This window comes from Cyanobium sp. Cruz-8D1, from assembly GCF_024345975.1.
Classification (GTDB): Bacteria; Cyanobacteriota; Cyanobacteriia; order PCC-6307; family Cyanobiaceae; genus Cyanobium.
On record NZ_JAGQCD010000004.1, the window covers coordinates 142,580 to 162,115 of the forward strand.

Annotated in this window: 14 protein-coding genes and 1 pseudogene; 6 read left to right on the forward strand and 9 right to left on the reverse strand. The window is 54.6% G+C overall.

What is annotated here, in order from left to right:
* Window positions 1-16: 16 nt before the first annotated feature.
* Complete coding sequence (locus tag KBZ33_RS04500; RefSeq protein ID WP_254950924.1) at window positions 17-1,021, reverse strand: glycosyltransferase family 2 protein; 1,005 nt, start codon at window positions 1,019-1,021, stop codon at window positions 17-19.
* A 525-nt stretch (window positions 1,022-1,546) separates the two neighbouring features.
* On the opposite strand from KBZ33_RS04500, the gene KBZ33_RS04505 reads away from it, so the two are divergent.
* Both KBZ33_RS04505 and KBZ33_RS04510 read left to right on the forward strand, forming a co-directional pair.
* Window positions 1,547-2,356, forward strand: coding sequence for an ABC transporter permease (locus tag KBZ33_RS04505; protein WP_254950923.1), 810 nt, complete (start codon window positions 1,547-1,549; stop codon window positions 2,354-2,356).
* A gap of 2 nt (window positions 2,357-2,358) precedes the next feature.
* Window positions 2,359-3,624, forward strand: coding sequence for an ATP-binding cassette domain-containing protein (locus KBZ33_RS04510; protein WP_254950921.1), 1,266 nt, complete (start codon window positions 2,359-2,361; stop codon window positions 3,622-3,624).
* Here KBZ33_RS04510 and KBZ33_RS04515 read toward each other — a convergent pair.
* From KBZ33_RS04515 to KBZ33_RS04540, 6 genes are all read right to left on the reverse strand, one after another.
* Window positions 3,606-5,828: a glycosyltransferase gene (locus tag KBZ33_RS04515; protein ID WP_254950919.1), complete on the reverse strand. Its 2,223-nt coding sequence runs from the start codon at window positions 5,826-5,828 to the stop codon at window positions 3,606-3,608. The two genes, KBZ33_RS04510 and KBZ33_RS04515, sit on opposite strands and share 19 nt — an antisense overlap.
* A 308-nt stretch (window positions 5,829-6,136) precedes the next feature.
* The gene (locus KBZ33_RS04520) at window positions 6,137-6,940 is read right to left on the reverse strand and encodes a phytanoyl-CoA dioxygenase family protein (RefSeq protein WP_255011561.1); all 804 of its coding nucleotides are present in this window, start codon (window positions 6,938-6,940) and stop codon (window positions 6,137-6,139) included.
* A 147-nt stretch (window positions 6,941-7,087) separates the two neighbouring features.
* Window positions 7,088-7,939 carry a phytanoyl-CoA dioxygenase family protein gene (locus tag KBZ33_RS04525; RefSeq protein WP_254950915.1) on the reverse strand — a complete coding sequence of 284 codons (852 nt, stop codon included), beginning with the start codon at window positions 7,937-7,939 and terminating at the stop codon, window positions 7,088-7,090.
* Between the two features lie 317 nt (window positions 7,940-8,256).
* Window positions 8,257-10,203 carry a methyltransferase domain-containing protein gene (locus KBZ33_RS04530; RefSeq protein WP_254950913.1) on the reverse strand — a complete coding sequence of 649 codons (1,947 nt, stop codon included), beginning with the start codon at window positions 10,201-10,203 and terminating at the stop codon, window positions 8,257-8,259.
* 115 nt (window positions 10,204-10,318) lie between these two features.
* Window positions 10,319-11,263, reverse strand: a complete 945-nt coding sequence (locus KBZ33_RS04535; RefSeq protein ID WP_254950912.1) for a UbiA family prenyltransferase — start codon at window positions 11,261-11,263, stop codon at window positions 10,319-10,321.
* Between the two features lie 57 nt (window positions 11,264-11,320).
* Window positions 11,321-12,589 (reverse strand): glycosyltransferase family 4 protein, encoded by a 1,269-nt coding sequence (locus KBZ33_RS04540; RefSeq protein WP_254950910.1) that lies wholly within the window; start codon window positions 12,587-12,589, stop codon window positions 11,321-11,323.
* Window positions 12,590-13,249: 660 nt separating this feature from the next.
* Between KBZ33_RS04540 and KBZ33_RS04545 the strand changes: the two genes are divergently transcribed.
* Together KBZ33_RS04545 and KBZ33_RS04550 are read left to right on the forward strand one after the other, a co-directional pair.
* Window positions 13,250-14,188 (forward strand): glycosyltransferase, encoded by a 939-nt coding sequence (locus KBZ33_RS04545; RefSeq protein WP_254950908.1) that lies wholly within the window; start codon window positions 13,250-13,252, stop codon window positions 14,186-14,188.
* Complete coding sequence (locus KBZ33_RS04550; protein WP_254950907.1) at window positions 14,185-15,387, forward strand: glycosyltransferase family 4 protein; 1,203 nt, start codon at window positions 14,185-14,187, stop codon at window positions 15,385-15,387. The genes KBZ33_RS04545 and KBZ33_RS04550 overlap by 4 nt, the downstream gene beginning before the upstream one ends.
* A 75-nt stretch (window positions 15,388-15,462) precedes the next feature.
* Here KBZ33_RS04550 and KBZ33_RS04555 read toward each other — a convergent pair whose 3' ends face one another.
* A complete protein-coding gene (locus KBZ33_RS04555) occupies window positions 15,463-16,959 on the reverse strand; it encodes an NAD(P)/FAD-dependent oxidoreductase (RefSeq protein WP_254950905.1) in 1,497 nt (498 codons plus the stop codon).
* Window positions 16,960-17,638: 679 nt separating this feature from the next.
* Between KBZ33_RS04555 and KBZ33_RS21590 the strand changes: the two genes are divergently transcribed.
* A complete protein-coding gene (locus KBZ33_RS21590) occupies window positions 17,639-18,442 on the forward strand; it encodes an AEC family transporter (protein ID WP_254950904.1) in 804 nt (267 codons plus the stop codon).
* A gap of 260 nt (window positions 18,443-18,702) precedes the next feature.
* Entirely contained in the window at window positions 18,703-19,389 is a 687-nt protein-coding gene (locus KBZ33_RS04565; RefSeq protein ID WP_254950903.1) for a retropepsin-like aspartic protease, read from the forward strand.
* On the opposite strand, the pseudogene KBZ33_RS04570 reads toward KBZ33_RS04565, so the two are convergent.
* Window positions 19,386-19,536 (reverse strand): annotated as a pseudogene (locus tag KBZ33_RS04570) (IS630 family transposase); the annotation flags it as partial. The gene KBZ33_RS04565 and the pseudogene KBZ33_RS04570 overlap by 4 nt on opposite strands.

Here is a 19,536-nt window from a genome sequence, read left to right on the forward strand (position 1 = left end):
GGCCGTTTTAGCTCCTTCATGTCTGTCCGTTTCCCGTCAGGGCTTGTTGCAACATCACCAAGCAGAAGCTGAGGCTCGAATAGCAAAAAAAGAGGAAATGCAGCGGAACGGCCGCTAAGGCGAGGAGCGCGCCGCCCCGGCGGAAACAGAGCGCGTAGAACCCTCGATTGAACAGCACGATCAGGGCGAGAGCCAGCAGTGGCAAGGGCCAGAGGGTCGGAACAAAGGGTAGGGCGAGGCTGATCACCACCACAGTCAGGCTCAGCAGGGCGCTGAGGCGGGCGATACGATCCAGGTTGAGGTGGGTGCTGCGGCTGCCGCGACGAAGCACTAGCCGGCTCCAGGGGATGGCCCGCTGGCGGATGTCGGTGGCCACCATCGAGCGGAGGGTCCAGCGCTTGTGGTGGGTGCCCTGAATGGAGGGATCCAGTTCGATCCGCCCGCCGGCGTCGCTGAGGCGCAGGCCGAATTCGATGTCCTCGATGCTGGGACACTTGTAGGCCACAGCGTCAAAGCCACCCGCAGCCTGGAAGGCCTCGCGACGAACCGCGCCGCAGCCGGCCCAGAAGGTGGTGGCGGCGCCGGGGTGGCTGCTGTGGGTGTGGTGGTGCAGCAGGTTGCGGAAGCGGCTCACAACCCCCGGAGCGGCGGGGCGATCGTCGTAGCTGCCGAACACTGCCGTCAGGGTTGGATTGGCGCGGAAACGGGCTCGGATGCGCTCGATCGCGGCTGGGGCCAGTTCCACATCGGCATCCACGAACAGCAGGATCTCGCCGTGGGCCGATCGGGCGGCCAGGTTGCGTGCGGCGGCAGGCCCCTGCCTTAGGCCGGTGTTGAGAAGACGGGCGCCGCTCTGCAGCAGCCAGGAGGGAGGAGCTGGCGGCAACCCGTCAAACACCACCAGGGCCTCGTCGTCCGTCTCAAGACCGGCCAAAGCGGCCCGGGCGCAGCGACAGAAGGTGTTGTCCCAGCCGATGGTGGGCATCACCAGGGTGAAGGATGGGTAGTCAGAGCTCAACATGAACACTGCGATCGCAGTGCATCAGGATGGAAAACCCCGTGGAGCGAATCAGGGTTGTCATAGGCGTCTGATGGGCTTGCTTGATCCGAACATCTTTATCAATTTCATGTGGGGCATGGCGAAACGTGCGTACAACTGATTAACTTTTACTTTAAAGCAGGGAATGAACTGGCACTTTCATTTATTTTATCAGCCCTCTTACCGTTGAAATGGGCAAGTTTAAGACTTGGACAGCTGGCTATCTGGTGGGCCACAAGGTGATGCGATGAGAATGGCGCAAATAGGAAACAATTGAAATAACTGAATGAAGCGAAATCGCTGGCCTTCGCAATGGTAGCATCCTCGCCCAAGCGACGATCATGCTCTTGATTCAGCCAAAGGTGATAAAGTTTGGCCTAAACTGAGTACTTGGTTGATTGACGCATCCCAACAGTCAGCGAAACATTCACACCTTGCCCATTGCAACACCTTCTTCCACAAGCGAAAGAGTCGGTGATTTTGCTCGTCAGCCTACATTAGCCATCAATGAAAAAAAATATTTCTTATCTGAATCAGTGGCTTAATGATGTTCTAGCTTGCCGCTTCAGTGCGTACTGTCTTTTTAAAAGGCAGTTAGCGCAACAATATCGCTACTCATCACTCGGACTGCTTTGGGCCTTCGTTCCCACGATATTGACGGCCGTGGTGTTAATCGGCAGCCAGCGGGCTCAGATGCTTGCTGGCTCCACAAATATACCAGCCGCATTCTACGGAATTTTCGGCGTTGCCCTTGCGCAAACATTCCTGGAAGCACTCAACACGATGCGACGCCTATTCATCACACACCAACACGTACTAAGGCGACAGATATTGCCATTGGATGCTTTCATCATGGCTGATCTGATGCAGTTGCTCTTCACCATGCTGGTACGGTTCTCGATCGTGGTTGCTGTCTATGCACTATTCTCGGTGCCAGCACCAAGCCCAGTGATGGCCATGATCGCCGTTCTGGGCTATTGCGGCATCGCTTTCGCTGGATCAGGGATTGGCCTGTTGATCGCCCCATTTGCCGCCCTCACCCAGGACCTTGAGCATGTGTCATCTCTTCTTCCTTGGACGATCTTCGCGATCACGCCGGTGTTCGTACCGATCACGGGCAGCACAATTTTGGGTCGTATTGCGGCCATCAACCCCCTAACCTGGGCCTTCGATGGTATCCGTGCGGCCGCCTATGGTGGAGAGGGCCATACCATTGCATCTGCTCTGGCCGGCTTGTTGGGCAGTGCATTGCTTCTGTTGGGCTGGAGCTTGTGTCGTGTTTCCAGGCCCCACGTGGTCGAAAGGCTGATGATGTGACGATGGCCGAACCACTCCTGGTGATTGATGGTATGTGGAAGCGATTGTGTCGCCGACACGATCGTGCCGTTCCCCACACCCTCGCCGATATCAGCCGGCAGATCTTTGGCCGTCCTCCACGTCTTGAGCTTCGCGCCGGAGAATTCTGGGCACTGCAGGATATCAATCTTGCCATCGCGCCCGGCCAGGTGGTTGGCGTGATTGGCCACAACGGTGCGGGCAAGAGCACGCTGATCAATCTGGTCACAGGCGTCATTCTCCCAACAGCTGGTTCGATCCACATCAAGACCCCTCGCATCGCCATGATCGATGCCAACGGCGGCCTGAATCCATTCGAAACCGGAAGGGAAAACGCCGCCACCCTGCTTGCCCTCTATGGGTTGCCCACCGCAGGTATCCCCAGAGAAATAGAAGCCGTGGAGGAATTTGCAGGAATTGGTGAGTTTATCGATGCGCCAGTTAGCACCTATAGCCTGGGAATGCGATTGCGCCTGGCCTTTTCGATTTATACCCGCTTGGCGCCGGAATTATTTGTGATCGACGAAGCCCTCGGAGGAGGCGATCAACAATTTCGCAATCGTTTTCGGCGATTTCTTCGCGATTATGTGGATGCGGGAGGGGCGATCCTTCTCTGCTCCCACGAGATGACATTGATCCAGGCTTTCTGCCATCACTCTATCCTGCTCGATCAGGGTCGGATCATTGCCGAAGGCGACCCTACAGATGTGATCACGGTCTATCAAGAACGTATCGAAGAAAACGAGAAGCTAGACACAAAAGAGATAAAAAAATCTACAGAAATCCCATCAAATGAGATCTGCCAAATCAACTCCATCAATCTGAAGACACAGAATAACCTTCCCGTATCCTCAGGCGGATCACTAGTGATTGAGCTGGAGATTTGTGTTCAACAACAGATCGGTTGCTTGGCATGTGCGATCGATATCGGCAACGCCGAACTCACCTCAATTACCACCCTTGTTCACGGATATCCTGAGGGCAGTCTTTCTCTCAAGCCACCCATGACGATCATACGCTGTAATATCGATCGGCTACCGCTGGCACCGGGCAAGTATGACCTACGTTTCGCCTTGTTCCAGCCATCATCAGCAACCACCATTGCCACCCTTGGGTGGGATAGTGCAGCATTTCCATTGAAAGTCATAGCGGAGGATATCAACTGGACGGTTATCATGCGTCAGAAGCGTAACTTCGTGCACATTGCAGCAGAATGGGAGATGACGAGCAATCAATCCGAACTGGACTGAAACATTCGCTTCATTACACGATTAACCGATTGCCCAGGATCCGACGCAATCCTCGCCGCCCAGGTTGATAGCTTCAAGTCAGGCAAGATGTGAGCTGGTGGAACGATGGCCCCACCGGAAGGCCGTGAAAATGGGGACGAGACAACCCCCTGGAAAAGCGACATGTACCGCTCAATCATTGGGTTGATCAGATAAGTAGAATTCACTGTGCGTGTGGCCGCCTGTCCCATGCGACGCCTTTCTTCGGGATGGCGCCAGAGCCATTGGAGATGGTCCGCGAATCCTTCGTAATCTCCCACTCGGGCAACAAGACCATTGCAACCAGGCACGATCACATCGGGTACACCACTTCGCAGGTCGCTGACGACAGGAACAAGCCCAAGGGCCATCGCCTCCAGCATTCCCACCGAGAGCCCTTCGAAAGATGAAGGGAGCAAGAAGACATCACCCATCGCCAGGATGGCCAATCCATCCTCATGAGGCTGGGCTCCCGTAAACCAGATTTTTCGCTCACGCACCAGTTGATGGGCTTGCCGTTCCATCGGATAGCGAAGATCACCATCGCCGACAATGATCAATTCATAAGGAACACTCCTATCGTCGAGCGCCCGGGCAATCACAAGCAAATCAAGCACCCGTTTCTGCCTTGGAATGAGCCGACCGGTGTAGATGATGCGCAATCGAGACCTGTCAAAACCAGAGACGTCTTCATCCCAGGCAGGCTTCAAGGCGGAAGGGAACGGGATTCCATAAGGAATCGTGTGCAACCTCGAGCCAAAAGCTGGTGCCAGGCCTCGCAGGTGATCCGTGATGGCATGACTCACGCCAACCAAGGCGTTACAGGCGTGCCCAATGCGGCAGAGATGTTCATAATGCCAGGGATCATCACTATGGGCGATGCCAATGACTCTCACACGATTCGACAAAACCGGCGCGAGGCATGAATAGCGATCATCATAGTTTGGCAAATAGATGCAGGGGCTGAGATTTTCCAGATGCTCGCGCATGATCTGCCAGCGAATCTTCCAGCTGAGATAGTCGGATTCAAGCCGCGGGTCCTTGAGCACCAAGGGGATGTCGTCTGCAAAAGAGATGGGATGACCATCCTGATCAGCGGGACGGGTGAGAATGCGGGCATCAATTCCACGCTGACGCAGTCCACGCACAAGATGAACGGAAAAGGTATCGACTCCGCTGATTGATCCACCGCTACAGGCAACGAGAACACGGTGCTGTTCCAGAGGAATCGATTTGGAGGGCAAGCTGGATACGTGGCTTATAGCTTTGATGAGAGCTGGTGGATCGGGCCAGCGGTCTGTGGCTGAAATATATTGCTGATCAACCATGCTGCTTTCAGGAAAGATGGATTGACCTGCCACCTCTTCCTGCAGGGCAACATAGAACTTACGAGAACGAGCAAAATCTCTTCGCAGAGATCGCTCGCCAATTCGCTCAAAGAGATTCAAGTATCGCTCCACCATCTGCTCATTGCCAAGCCCAGCGGTCCTGACGGTTGTGAAAGCCTTGTCTCCTAAACGCCGTCTCTGGTCAAGGTCGGAGAGCTGCATCTCGACCTGAGTCACGAAGTCATCAGGGTTCCCTGCAGCGGATGTCAGTGCGTTGATGCCATGAACTATCAGCCCCGCTCGTGATTCCATACAGGGCAGAAGAGGAATACAGCCGCGGCTCATGGCCTCTAGGAGGCTGAGGGGGAGATCTGCACTCTCAGGGACAGTGGAGAGAACAGCGTGTTGGTTTACAAAGGCATCAAGCAGATCTGCGTTGGGCATCCGACCAGCAACGGTCAGCAAACCAGACTGAACTAGAGGCTGAAGCTGCTTACTGAGAGTTTCCTGCGATAAGTCTGATCCAAGAAGGGTAAAACGAAATTGGCTTGTATGGCACGCCAAGCGCGACATGACAGCCACCAAAATAGTTAGATCTGATGGGGAAGGCATCGAATCCAGGATGCAGGCTATCTGCGTATCTCCTCGGCTCTTATCTGGCGGAGATGAGAGCAGGGGGATCCCAGGAGGGATCATTGCCAGCTTTGGACTTGCACCATGCAAATACGTGAGCTTGTAGTGGATGCGTTCGTTGGCCGCTACGACTGCATCCCAATAAGGAAAAAGATAATAAGCTTGTTGCAAGAGAGGCTCGCTATCTTTAAGCAAGACCCCAATGCTTTTGATGCGGTTCGACAACCTGGGCGCAATCACGTTGTGCCGCAAGTCGTGGAGCATTAGAAAATGACATGGAGCTCGTTCTTCGAGATACCGCTCCAAAGCCTCCCAGCGATGTCCCCAGGGATCTTGCCCCCCTACAGCCAGGAGGTCGCAAGGCAAATCGGCGGGAAGGGTGGCCTCCTGGCTCGCTCCCTCTCCCTCTGAAATCGTAGAATGTGTCTCGGTGAGAAGAAGTGTAACCTCATGGCCATGGCCTAAAAGACCCCTTACCATTCTCTCGGCGAAAATGCAGCTTGAATTGATTTCCCATCGGGGTAAGCCGATGATCACTCTGTACGGCATGATCCAGTTCTCTTCCTAAGCAATTCGCTAAATTCAGTTATTGATAAACTTCGATTTTCGTTGGGTACATAACCCAAGCTTTTCCAGTGTGGCTGACGCGTGAAGAGCTCTTGGTGATCAGTTCTTAACCAGAACTCCTGGTCGGCATCAATAAGCTCAAACTGGTAAGGCCTCTGTTCGTTGTAGTAGAAATATACGGGCTGGCTATGAACCGGTATGCAGGTAATCTGTACCGCGATTCGCGGATCATCCGTATGATTTTTTCCTGACCAATGGATCATATGGTTATCCCAGAGCAGTGCATGACCAGCTAGAGTCGGAATTGGCTGAAGCCAGCGTTCAACGATATCCTCACGGAAGCCATGAAAGCAACAAGGAATCTTTGGCGTTTGAATCTCCTTAAGTACCTTATTACTGCCTGGCAGGAGATGAATCGTTCCATTCTCTGTATTTGTATCTATAAGAGGGCACCAGATCGTCATGCATTTTCCAGCATGGTCAGCCAGAAAGCTCCAATCGTGATGAACAGGAAACAAGCCATGGCGTGGCGGCTTGACAATAAGACTCGTATTCAGAATATGATAATCAGGTAAAACTTCTCTAACCTTGGAGGCAAAATAGTCACTAACTAGCTTGAATACTCCTCGTCGATAATCTTGATTACTATCCAAAAAAGACACATGGTAAGGAAGCGCTATGTTAGCTGAAACAGAGGGGGCGAATCCACCTTCAGGATTAAGTTTAGCAAGCTCCGCAAGAAATTGGCTTACCTCATCGGAAGAAAGCATACATGTGCTTGCGTAGCCCTCGATATCGTATGCTTCTTGCAAGCTTTTATCCTTAAAAAATGTACCCATAGTTACCAAAACTGCAAATTACAAAACCATTGTACTTCGGTGCCAGAGCGAAGGGAGACGCCCCAGCTCTCGGATTCATCAATGAACGAACCAAGCAGTTCGTTTGATCAACCATTGAATCGCATTAGGAAGCTTGGTTCTATTGCCATAAGTAGCCCAGCGATCATGGTAGAACCCACTCGGCAGCGAATCCAATACTGGATAGCGCTGTAGAGATCGTTGATTAGCAGGTTCATCACCACCCCGGCTCGCATAGAATTCAAGATCAACTGCATAGCGATAGATTCTTCCATCTCGCAACGTAACGTGCAGCAGCTGGGCATCTATCGGCGTGAAGACGCAGTTTGCAGCAATCCGAGGTTCCGCTGATTCATTAGCGGGGGATGCATGAATCAATTGCAGATCATAACAGACAGCTTGTCCAACTCTGACCTTAACTTCAGTCATCTGAGAAATTGATATGTGAGAATAACTTCTCATAAGGTTGGATCCACACATGGGTGTGTAGAGATGCGATCCTGGCAGCACATGAAGACGCCCCTTATCAGAAGTAAGCTCTGTCAATGGGGTCCATACCGCTATAGCTGAACAAAGCTGATGGTCAACGAATGTAAGATCGGTATGGGGTTTGATAACGCCCGCCTCTCCTGGATGTTTGGCTACAAAGGCTCCACTCACAAACTGGTATCGATTGAGGAGGGTAGCAGCATTCGCTTCAATGATATTACGGAGCAACACTTGAGAACGGAGTCTACGATCAAAGTCAGAATCATGGCAAGAAAAAAAACAACCCTGCTCACCATCGGGATAAAACTGATGGTAAGCTTCTAGAAGTTGTTGCAATTCATCGGGATCTGCTATATCAACAACAACATAACCGTTTTCATTAAACTCCGCCTGAAGCAAAGGATCAATAAAAGTTGTTCGCATAGATGGCGCTATGATTAGAACTAAAAAAAAAAGAATGCAACTTATCACGGCTGTAAGGAGCACAGGCATTAGATAAGAGATTCTGCGGGGAACAGACAGATTGGATGAATTGATCTTATGTGAGACAGCTCCAGGAAAGACTTTAATTCCAAACTTCAAGACAATTTCAGACTTTAAACTTAAAAGTAAGCAGAAATTTAACTCAGGCTACGACCCAAATGATTCAAGAATTAACATAAAGATGATTCACAATACAAGGAGTAACTACTATTTATAGGTTACGATATCAACGGTGCAAGTGGCTGCTTTCCTGTCAGTTACTCAGTTGGCTTGTAAGCTAAGAACTCTGCCGCCTGAATCGCATCTCCCGACTCTCTTATCCAAAACTGATTTGTATGCTGCATAAAATTCTGCCAGGCCAAAAGAGAGTAGTTATATTGGGGTTTACGCATAAAGAATATTTCGAATCCCAACTCACTGATCAAATCAACTGTACTGGGGAGGTCAGGCATGACCAAACGATAGATATCATTAAGAGACTGCAGATCTTTAGCCTGCAAGGCGAGTAATTTAGGCCTTGAACGATGGTCAATGGCATAAAAATCTTTGATGTACAGAAATCCACCAGGCTTTAAAACATGGCTTGCTTGAGCCAATACTTTACGATAATCCTCAGCATGACATAGAGATTCAAGAAATAAAACGCGATCAAACGTATTGGCTGGATAGAGATCATCGAGTCGATGAAAGTCGCCTTGCCTAACATTGACCTGACGTTGTAGACCTTTATTGCGAATAAGATCCTGAGCTTTGCTAACCTGAACAGAAGAAAGTGTTAGAGCTTCGATATTTATGTCACATCGCTCAGCAAACATAATCGCTGGCCCACAGATACCACAGCCGGCATCTAGGACTGTCAGGTTGTCTTCCAGCTTTGCAGCTTGAATGAGGTAGTCAACTAGTTCATCAGTTGATTCAGGTCTGGAGCCTTGAAACACCTCACCAAAACCCTCGATATAGCTAGACGTCATTTCATCATAATATTGTTTAACATCTGACGTTGAGTATTGATTGATAGCTTTACGAGCGTTGCGCTGCACACTTAGGATCTGATCCGCAAATGGCCGAGACGAGCCGTCACGCAAAGAAAAATTTTTGCGTACTTTATCAGCAAAAGAATGAAGCCGGGCAGAAAAGTGAGAGCCATTTGGTATAGAACTTTGAATCCTAAGCAGTTGATCTGAAGTCTGATGATCAACTGCCGATCTTACAGATGGCGCGACTGTGAATTCTTTCGGAACGGGAATGGATTCAGTGTAATCGCCTTCTTCACGCTCTTGCTGTTTCAATTCCTCGTAGCATGCGTCATCAACAGACTGGCTTTCTGGGAATAAGTTGTGCCTAATCTGGGCTGCATTGTTTAAGCGTTCTTCAAATTCTGACCGGCTGTAAAGTCGATTGAGATTGGGAATTGTCTTCAATAAATCAAGCTCACTTGGGCGAGGAAGGAAACTGCCGAATACTTGTTCAAAATAGTCATCAGTAGCCTTGTAAAGATCAAACTTATGGGCTTGACTTGGATCAAAATGAGTATGCACTGCCGTGGCTTCGATGGGAACACATGAGCAGTGCAAAGCATATCTTGGTGTTTTAGAATTATTGATAGGCGACCAATGCAGCAGGCTGTTTTCAAAAATAACGACATCCCCAGCTCTGGATGGCAGGGCAAGCGAAAATTTTTCTCTGACGATATTCGTGTAATCCTTGCAAAACAAAGGCCCAGATGATGGGTGACCTATGATTTGAGGAAAGATTTTGTGGCTCTCGGGGACAACACAAAGAGTTCCATTGGTTAGATCAGTATCAATCAATGGGCACCAGATATCGATAACCCAGTGCTTTGGGTTGTCTACAACTGTGGGATGATAATGCAGATCGAGCCAGCCAGCTCCTGGTACTTTGATGAATAATCCGCATGAAATAAGACGATAGCCATCAAGGAGTTGCTCAACATACGGCCCAAGAATATTCTTTAGGTGCTCGGCAGCGAACTGACGGTATGCAGTGTTGTCATCAGTGTAGCTATTCAAAACGTATGAATTCCCTGATCTATCCATGGAGGGCAAAAGATCTTCCTGTGGATAGAAGTGACGTGCATTGTCCAGCAAATCCTGGATCTGATCATCTGCAAGCAGCCGCTGTCGCACATACCCTCTTCTTGAGAGGAGGGCATTTTGGGATTTGTCTCGCAGTATTTGTCTCATGTTGATGTGACAGAATCAGTTGGGGTTTCGGAGACGCGCCGTGAACTTGAAGCAATACCACTATACGATAGTTCGCCTGATTTTCGCAGTGATGCGGATCAGGGATATTCCTTCATCATTCCAATACCATGCGCTTGATCCCATTGGGAAGCACCAGAAGGTGCGCCATTAGCAAAATCAGATAATCTGATGATCGAAGAGAAAGAAGAATGAGAATAAGCAGTGGCTGCCAATACCAGCAAAAGTCACCGATTATCTGATTATAGAGAATGTGAAAGCGCTCAGGGCGAGAAACCGAATCAGACAATCTAGTTGCACCCATAGCATGTCTGTTCCAATTGAAAAACTGCCATGAGAGATGTACACAAAATCCTAATAAGATAAAAAGGTTGGCATGGCCCTGTATTGTCATTAAAAGCAGATAGGCCAGCAAGGTGACATTAGCCAGTTTAACCGTGGCATCAAAAGCTGCATCCCAACCACGGATCACCACAAAAGTTCTAATCTTATCAATGCGATCCCTGGAGTGGTCAAACAACTGATGCTTCAGGATGCCAACGAGTCCAAATAGAAAACACCAGGCTACAAATGCGATGATGTAAGCAACGAATGCCGGTCCAGACTCCCCATCACTGGCGACCAAGGCTGCGATGGTACCTGGCAACACATAGGCATAGATCGAATCAGCGATCGGTCCCCACAGACCACGGGTCTTTAGCCTAATGGGTGGAACGCTATAGGCGAGGAAAAGACCATATTCGAGCGCTAGAAGAGTCAGAATCAGCGGCGATCTTGGCAGCCAAATCCAAGGCACAGTACCCAATAATACGACAAATACAAGAATCAAGCATCTGCCTAGGCGAGCATGCCTTACCATGATGTTGTAGTGGCCTGATCTCAGGTCCTGTTTCACATCCGTAAGATCATTGATCACATATCCGAAGCTTGCGATACCAATCGTGGCAATGGTGAAGATTGTTAGCTTGGCCAGGAACGCCCCGATTGGCGGGAGAATAGGTGTGATATAAAGTGCATAATAAGCAGAACCAAGCATCACCATGAAGTGATACCCCCACCACTGGTTAGCTTTGATAGATTTTAGCACAGGCTTATTGCCTCATTTTATTGATACATTCGGTGATCCTTGATGGCTTTGCCTACTCTGACCTGTATGAGCATTTATGGCTCGCTGTGATGAGCTGCTTGGTAGTTGATCAAGGATCGATTCAAGATGATCGGCAAAGACCGAGCAGGGATCAGGAGGATAGAGGCTGCGGAGATGTTCACCGGCGGCAGCACCAATCTGCTGCCATTGATCACGGCGTTGCCAGGCTCGCTCTAGGGCCGCATCCATTTCGGAGATGCTAGCGGAGCTGGCAAGGAAGCCATGCACTCCATCCTGAAGGATCTCAGACGTGCCACCGGCATCGGCAACAATCACTACCCGTCCACAGAGCATCGCCTCGACTTGCACCAAAGGCAGGCCTTCGGCACGACAGGGCAGCACCAGACCATAGTTCTCTCGCCAGATCTCCTGCGGCGATGCAAAGCCGGGAAAACTCACCTGCTCAAGCCCGAGATAGCTGGCCATTCCTTTCAAGCCCTGCTCCATCGCTCCCTCGCCATAGAAGCTGACATGCAGAGGCCGAGCTCGCCACTTTGGCAGTGCTAAAACGTTCAGAATCACATCCTGGCCTTTCTCTTCTGGCCACAAACGACCAACGCAGGCCAGACGCCACGGCGACATAGATGGCTGAGGCCAAGGTATCGCTTGATCGTGTGGCACTAGGAACGGATTTCGAACCACAGAAACAGCCGAGATGCTCATGCCGAGTTGTTTCTGAACCAGCTCAAAGTTGTGCTTTGAAACAAAGTAACTGTGCCTGGCTTGCCTGTAGGACCGACGCAAAGCAGCCAGTGCGCCATCATGTGGCCAATGAATCTCAGCCGCCTTTTGACAAATCAGCACATAGGGGATGCCTGCTTTTTCACAGATTTCTGGCAACGGTATCGGCACACACCCGTCATAAGCCTGACCTTGAGCAACCACGACCAAATCAGGTTTTCGCCATCGCAACCTCATAGCCAAAACATGATTGCGTAGATACGATGCAAGACGATAATATCTAGGCTTGAAGCGCAGAACTGCATCAACAAATGAGCGTTCCATAGGGTGAACGCCAAAACAATCAATCTTCACACCTCGATTCTTTAGTTGAATCCATTTGGGGTGATTGGCTCTTGATGGGATGTTTTCAGAGCCTCCAGCGAGGATATGATGACCACGTACAGCGAGTTTTTGAGCCGTGCCAGACCAGAGCTCCTCGGAACCTCCCCATGGCAAGGGGCATGAGGTGATGAAAAGAATTCTTCTGGAGTTTGCCATCCCCTTTTGGTTCATTGCGGTGGACTATTTTTAGGTTTGCTGCATGGCAGGTCGATAGCCAGCAATCTGTTTCTCAGCTTAGCATTCGGGTTTCGGCAAGGGTTGCAACATCAGCTTTTACTAACTGAATTGCATAAGCTAATTGCCTCAAGGTGTGCCGATGAGCCTCAAGGATAAGTGCTTGCCTAGCAATATTGTGGTTAGCTTTTAGACCTGCCTGTGATAAGCAGGGTTTTTGCTGCTTAGCCAATGATGAGAACATATGTTCAATTCTCTTTTGCAGAATTGACGCATAAAGCTTTCTCGGGTGGCTGTCATGTTATTCTCAGGCCGTGAACTCCACTCTGCTTTCTGGTTGGATTTATCCTCCATGCCGTCTCATCCATGAGATGCTTCTGAGCATGATGACAATTTATCTCATCCCGCCCATCTCGTCTCAGTTTCTCGCATGTAATGCAGCCTCCGAGCAACGTTCAGCCTCAATTTCACCGGCACTCGGCTGAATAATCGCGAGCCGTTTACATTGACATAACCCTGGCTCAGGGTCAACACTCACCTATTCACCCTGAAGCAAAGGTTTGCAGCGTGGTAGACGGACAGCTAGGCGCTCAACAGCGCCGCCATTCCGGGCCTCTCGTCCATGCTCCTGTCGTCACGATCGTGATTCCCACTTTCGGCCGCCCGTTGCAACTGCAGGCCTGCCTTGCAGCACTCGCCGTGCAGACCCTGCCTGAGCCATGGGAGGTGGTGGTGGTGGATGATGGCAGTCCGCAGCCGCTTGAAGGCGTAGCCTTGTCATGGTCTGGATGGTTTGACTTGCGTGTCATCCGTCAGGACAACTCCGGCCCCGCAGCGGCCCGCAATCGCGGCGTTCAGGAGGCACGAGGTACCCTGATCGCATTCACTGACGACGACTGCCTGCCGGACCCACAGTGGCTCGACACGCTTGTGCGGGCGGCCCAGGAGCGGCCCAGCGCACTCGTAGGCGGGGCGACGCTGAATGGGCTTGGCTCTGAGTTCTTCGCTTCCACAAGTCAGCTGATCGTGGACCTTGTTTATGAGCATTTCAACGCCGATCCTGATAATTCCTACTTCTTCGCTAGTAATAACATGCTCTGTCCGAGGGACTGTTTCCTCTCCCTCGGCGGATTTGACAGCAGCTTTCCCCGCGCCGGTGCAGAGGACCGTGATTTCTGTGACCGCTGGCGCATCTCTGGATGGCCACTTATCTGGCGCCCAGACGCCCGCGTGGAGCATCGCCATTCCCAGTCGCTTAGAAAATTCATCGATCTCCATATCCGCTACGGGCGCGGCGCCTACCTCTATCAGGCCAGACGGAAGCAGCGTCGATCTGGGTCAATGCAGGAAGACCTTAGCTTCCATCTCACCTTGTTCCGCCGTGTCCGGCATCATCTTGCGGAGCGAAATGTTCACATTCTGGATAAGTTGGCCCTGGTGGCGGCTCTCGCCCTTTGGCAGGTTGCCAATGCGGTGGGGTTTTTCATCGAAGCACTCTCCGTTGCAGCGAGGCGATCCTCTTTCCCTTCCTTCTCTCGCTTCTTCTCACGGCGGGATTCCGGCTCGAACCCGGGAAGATGAATGACCTGGGCAACATGAGGATTCTGCTCGTCAACGACTACGGCACCTTCGCCGGCGGCGCTGAGGTGATCGTCTTCAGCCTCCGTGATGCCTTACGGGCGCGGGGCCACGAGGTTCGGGTTTTTGCCTCCTCCGCGCAAGCTGGCAGCGAAACCAACCTGGCTGATGATCTGGGCTATGGAACCATGAGTCGGTGGCGCACGGTGGTGCAATCCGCGAACCTGGCTGCGGCATGCACGCTTCGCAGGTTGCTCGCCGGTTTCGCTCCCGACGTTGTCCACGTCAATCTCTACCTGACCCAGCTGTCGCCATTGATCCTGCTGGCGCTCGGCGATGTACCGGTGATTTACTACGCGATGTGGAACAGGGTGATCTGCCCGCTGGGTAATCGCTTGCTGCCAGATCGTCGCATCTGTACATCCCGCCCCGGGATCGCGTGTCTGCGCACTGGCTGCCTGCCCATCCACGACTGGCTGCCGCTCATGGCCCAGCTGGCGGCCGATCGAGCCCTGGCGCAACGGTTTACGCGGGTCGTCGCCATCAGCCAGGCTGTTGCAAATCGGCTGGCGGAGTTCGGTCCCCCTCACCTGGGGAAGGCCAGCGTCGTTCACCCCGGCACCGTCGCGGTGGAAGCTCGCATCCATCTGCCGACAACACCGACGGCGGTGGTGGCAGGGCGTCTTGTGCCGGAGAAAGGCATCGACACAGTTGTGCGGGCGTTCGCCCGATTAGCACCCCGCGTTCCCCACAGCAGCCTCGTCGTGATCGGCGACGGTCCTGAATGGAGCAATCTCGTTCGCCTCGCCTTTGGTCTGGGTGTTGGCGAGCGGGTTACCTTCACGGGGAAACTGTCACCCGAGGCCACACTTGCCATGGTTCGCTCCGCCTGGGTTGTCTGTGTTCCCTCGCTGTGGGAGGAACCCTTCGGCATGATCGCCGCCGAAGCCCAGATGCACGGTGTGGCTGTTATAGCAAGCCGCTGCGGCGGTCTTGCGGAGATCGTCGCAGACGGGGAGACGGGCTACTTGGTGCCCCCCGGCGACCCCGAGGTTTTCGCGAGCCGGCTTGAGCTGCTGCTCTCCGACCCCGCCCTCGCCCAGGTGCTCGGGGCTCGCGGCCACGCCCGGGCCCGGGACTTGTTTGAACTCAACGGCTTCACGTCGCGGCTGGAGGCTATTTATGGCGACGTGATTCGCTAGCACCTCGATCAATACGGTGTCAGCGTGTGAATCAGTGTGCTTGCGGCGGAGGGCAATCGGCTCTGGCGTCCCTGCTCAGACACCTAGGCCGGCTGGCGCTGGATCAGCAGGGGTAGTGTTGCCAGCACCGACCACTCCGGATTCAATATATTCGGCGTCCTGGTTTACCCGCCAGACGTCGTAGAGCTGCTGCCCGGCCAGGATGTTCCGGGCTGTAAGCATGGCCGTCATCATCGAATGATCCTGGTTGTTGTATTGGTGCATGCCGTTTCGCCCCACCACATGCAGCCCAGGGCAGTGTTCGCTGAGAGCGGCGCGGATGCAGCGACGGCGTTCGGTATAGGCGTCGTCGTACACCGGGTAGGCCCTGGGTTGGCGCACCACGGCTCCATCGATCACATCACCGTCCTGGGCCAGCCCGAGGCTGAGCAGTTCCCGGGTCGCCATCTGGATCAAGTCCGCATCACTCCTGTTCCAGAGATGGTCGCTTCGGTCGCAGAAGTACTCCATCCCGTAGCAGGCCTTTGAGGGGTCGGCGAGCATCTCCGGCGACCAGTTGCCGAAGTTCTGGATCCGGCCCACCTGCAGCAGGGAATCATGGATGTAGAGCCAGTTATCGGGGAAGGTACTTGGGGTCTTCAGGATCAGGGCTACCGTGAGGAAGTCTCGGTAGCGCAAGGCTCCAGCGGCTTCCAGCGCCACGGCTGGCAGGCTTGGTTGCAGGTGGTCAACCAACCAGCCCAGGGGTGCGGAGCTGATCAGTTGATCAACGTCTTGCTGTTGTTCTTTGCCCTCTTTGGTCCTCAGGGACACCCGCCACTTGCCCTGGCCGGTGTACCCGAGACTGTTCACCCGCGTGCCCATGTGGATCGTTCCGCCACGATTCCGGATCTTTTCGGCGGCTGCCTCCCAGAGCATGCCGGGCCCATGGCGTGGATAGCGGAAAGATGTGATCAGGGTCTTGATCACATCGGAGCGTTCCCGGTCATCCGGGTTTGGAGTGCTGCGTGCGGGGCGCAGCGCCGTGCGGGCCACTTGGCTCAGTGAGAGTCCCTTGATCCGCTGGGCAGCCCAGTCGGCTGAGATGTCGCGGCAGGGCATGCCCCATACCTTCTCTGTGTAACTCTTAAAAAACATCTGATACAGGCGGCCGCCGAACTTGTGCGTCACCCAGTCCTCGAGATTGGCGGGCTTACCGTTTGTGGTGAGTTTGGCTTTGAAGTAGGACGCAACGGTAAGTAGTGATTGGCGCTTGCCGAGGTTGTCAACAACTTCGGCTACATCTAAGGGGTAGGAATAGAATTTTCCCCGATAGTAAATGCGGGATAGTCGGTTTCGCTGAAGCATGTCGTTGGGCAGAATCTCACTCCACAGGTCTTCCACTTCCTTGGATTTTGAAAAGAAGCGATGGCCGCCGATGTCAAATCGATATCCCTTGTAGGTCACGGTGCGCGAGATGCCACCGACGTTGGTGGGATCGGATTCCCAGATCTGCACATCCAAACCTGCTCCGCTCAACAGGTACGCGGCGGTCAATCCGGCTGGACCGGCGCCAATCACCCCAATTCGCATGCCAGAAGCTTGAGTGCGGAAATGTGCATCAATACTACCAATGGCCTATCCTGCAACGAGATGCTGGGGAGTAATTCCAAGGCCGTCCCGCGTTCTCAATCAACCGAGATTCTAACTCGACATCATCGACGGGGTTGTTCCAGCAGCGGGGCATCGCCATTTCACGCTCGCTGTTCCACTCATAATTTTGCGCACCCAGATTGTTTTGGCTTAAGTGCGGGTGAAACCAGCGCCGTCAAAAATTAAGGCTGATGGGCAGCTGCCAGCAATTTGCCTAAATCTCACCGGGTTCTGGGCTTGGAAGTTCTACCTGGTGAGCCGCACACTGGCGGCCACGCAACTGCAAGGACGCCGCCGTCGCAGTGGGGATCAACCGAGCCATGCTGACCAGGCCCCCTCTACGGCAAGAACCCTGGAGTGCATGCACTTGCCGCGCTACCGGTGCGGTGAGACGTAGCGCGGATCGTTCCTGGTAGGGATCAAGGCTGTGATTGAGGTTGGCCTCCCACTGCCACCAAACGACTTGGAATCCTGCCGGATTGTCCGTGGGATTCGAGGATCACCTGCAAAGGCCCCCGCCGTGCTGCGCTTCGCCTGCGAACTGATCCCCTCCCTGCTGCTTGGCCTGCTGCTGGGGCTTCGCTTCCAGTAGCTGCCCTCCCGGCTGGCCGCTCCGCTGGTGAACTGGGGGGTGCCGCTCAGCCTGATGGGCCTGCTGCTGCGCTCGGGGATGGGGCGAGAGCTGCTGGTGTCTGGAGCGATGGCGGCCCTGGTGAATGGGGCTGGCTTGCTGCTGCTGCTGGGATGGGCACCGCTGCGCCGCTCCATTCCCCATGGCGGCCTGCAGCTGGGGGCCGTGGTGGGCAACACGGGCTATTTCGGCATTCCGGTGGCCGGGGCCCTGCTGCCGCCGGCCTCGCTCGGGCACAGCATCAGCTACGACCTGGTGGGCACCCTGATCACCTGGAGCGTGGGTCCGCTGCTGGTGCAGGGGCTCGCCTTCGATGCCCGCCGCGCTCTGGCGGTGCTGTGGGGCAGTCCGGCCTGCAAGGGGCTGGCGATCGCCCTGCTGCTGCACCTTTCGCCCTGGGGCGCGGAGCTGGGCCGGCTGCTGTGGTGGCCGTCTCAACTGTTGCTGCTGGCCCTGAGTGTGGTGGGGATGCGGCTGGGGGTGAGCCTGCGCCAAGGGGTGTCGCTGGCGCCCGGGGAGGCGTGGCCTCTGGGGGGAGCCGTGGCCTTCAAGCTCCTGGCCATGCCGCTGCTGATGGTCGCGCTCACGCGACTGATCCCGTTGCCGCTCGCCGTGCAGGATGCGGTGGTGCTGCAGGCGGCGGCTCCCACCGCGGTGTCGGCCCTGCTGCTGGCCGAGGCGGCCGGCCGTGACGCCGACCGCACCGCCCATTTGGTGTTGGCCACCACCCTGCTGGCCCTGGTCACGGTGCCGCTCTGGTGGCGGCTGCTGGCCCATCTGCCGGCTGGGTGATCGGTTGCGCCGAGCCCCACGCTGGATCCGCACGCTCCCGGCAACCGGGGCTGCCCAATCACGCAGGCCCAGCACGCCGATCACGCCCTTCACAACGGGGATCCACGACTCACCGGGTTGAGCCTTCTTCTGTATTCCACGTCATGGGCTCCCGGCCAGACCCTGGCTGGCAGCCGACGGCCAAGCCCTCAGAGCTGCGTCTGGTTGCTCCGGTTGCCGTTCGCTGCGCTGGTTGGTGGCGGTGCCCAGCCTTGCTGGCCTTGCTGCTGACCCTTCCCACCAGGGCCGCTGATCGTCCACCGGTCAGTCCCGCCGCCAGCGCTCCTGCCCATGCCTTGATCCAGCTGGCCGGCCAGCCGCTTTCGGGAGGCCGCAGCCGGGGCACGGTGAGCCTCGCGCTGGAGCGCGCCGAGGGGGGCCACACCCCGGTGCTCGACTTTCAGGTTTCGGGCGTCGGGGCGCCGCCCGGCTCCGGCGCAGCCGCTGCCAGAGCCGGCCATGCTCCCCGCCACGAGCGCCAGGGCTCCCGCATCCGTCTGCTGCTCGACACCGGCGCCACCTCCACGATGGTCACGCCGGAGCTGGCGGAGCGGCTGGCCCTGGAGCGCCGCCCACTGCCCCGGGGCGCCTTTGGACTGGCAGGAGGCGGCCACGGTTGCCCTGATCTGAACCCTCAGCGCAGTCGGCTTCCCGATCTGCTGCTGCGCGACCCGGCAGCTCCTCTCGGTACGCCCGCTCTTTCCCTGGAGGGAGTGGAGGCGCTGGTGCTGCCGGTGGCCGCCCTGCCGGCGAGGGCGGATGGGGTGCTCGGGGCACCGAGCCTGCGGTTGCTGCCGATCCGGATCGATCCCTCCCTCTTGCCACCGCTTCGGTCGGCACCCCCTGCGCCAACCCCGCCCCAGCCGATCCTGGTGCTGGGCGGTTTCCTGATCGGGGCCGAGGCCTAGTGTTCTGTCCCAGAGATACAAGAGCAAAGACGCTGAATCTTTTCCAAGATTGAATCCGCCGTAGCCGTCCAGGTGAATGGAGCTGTGTTCTTGTTATATGCCGCCACGAACTGCTCGATCCTGGCGATCAGCTGCTTGACACTGGAG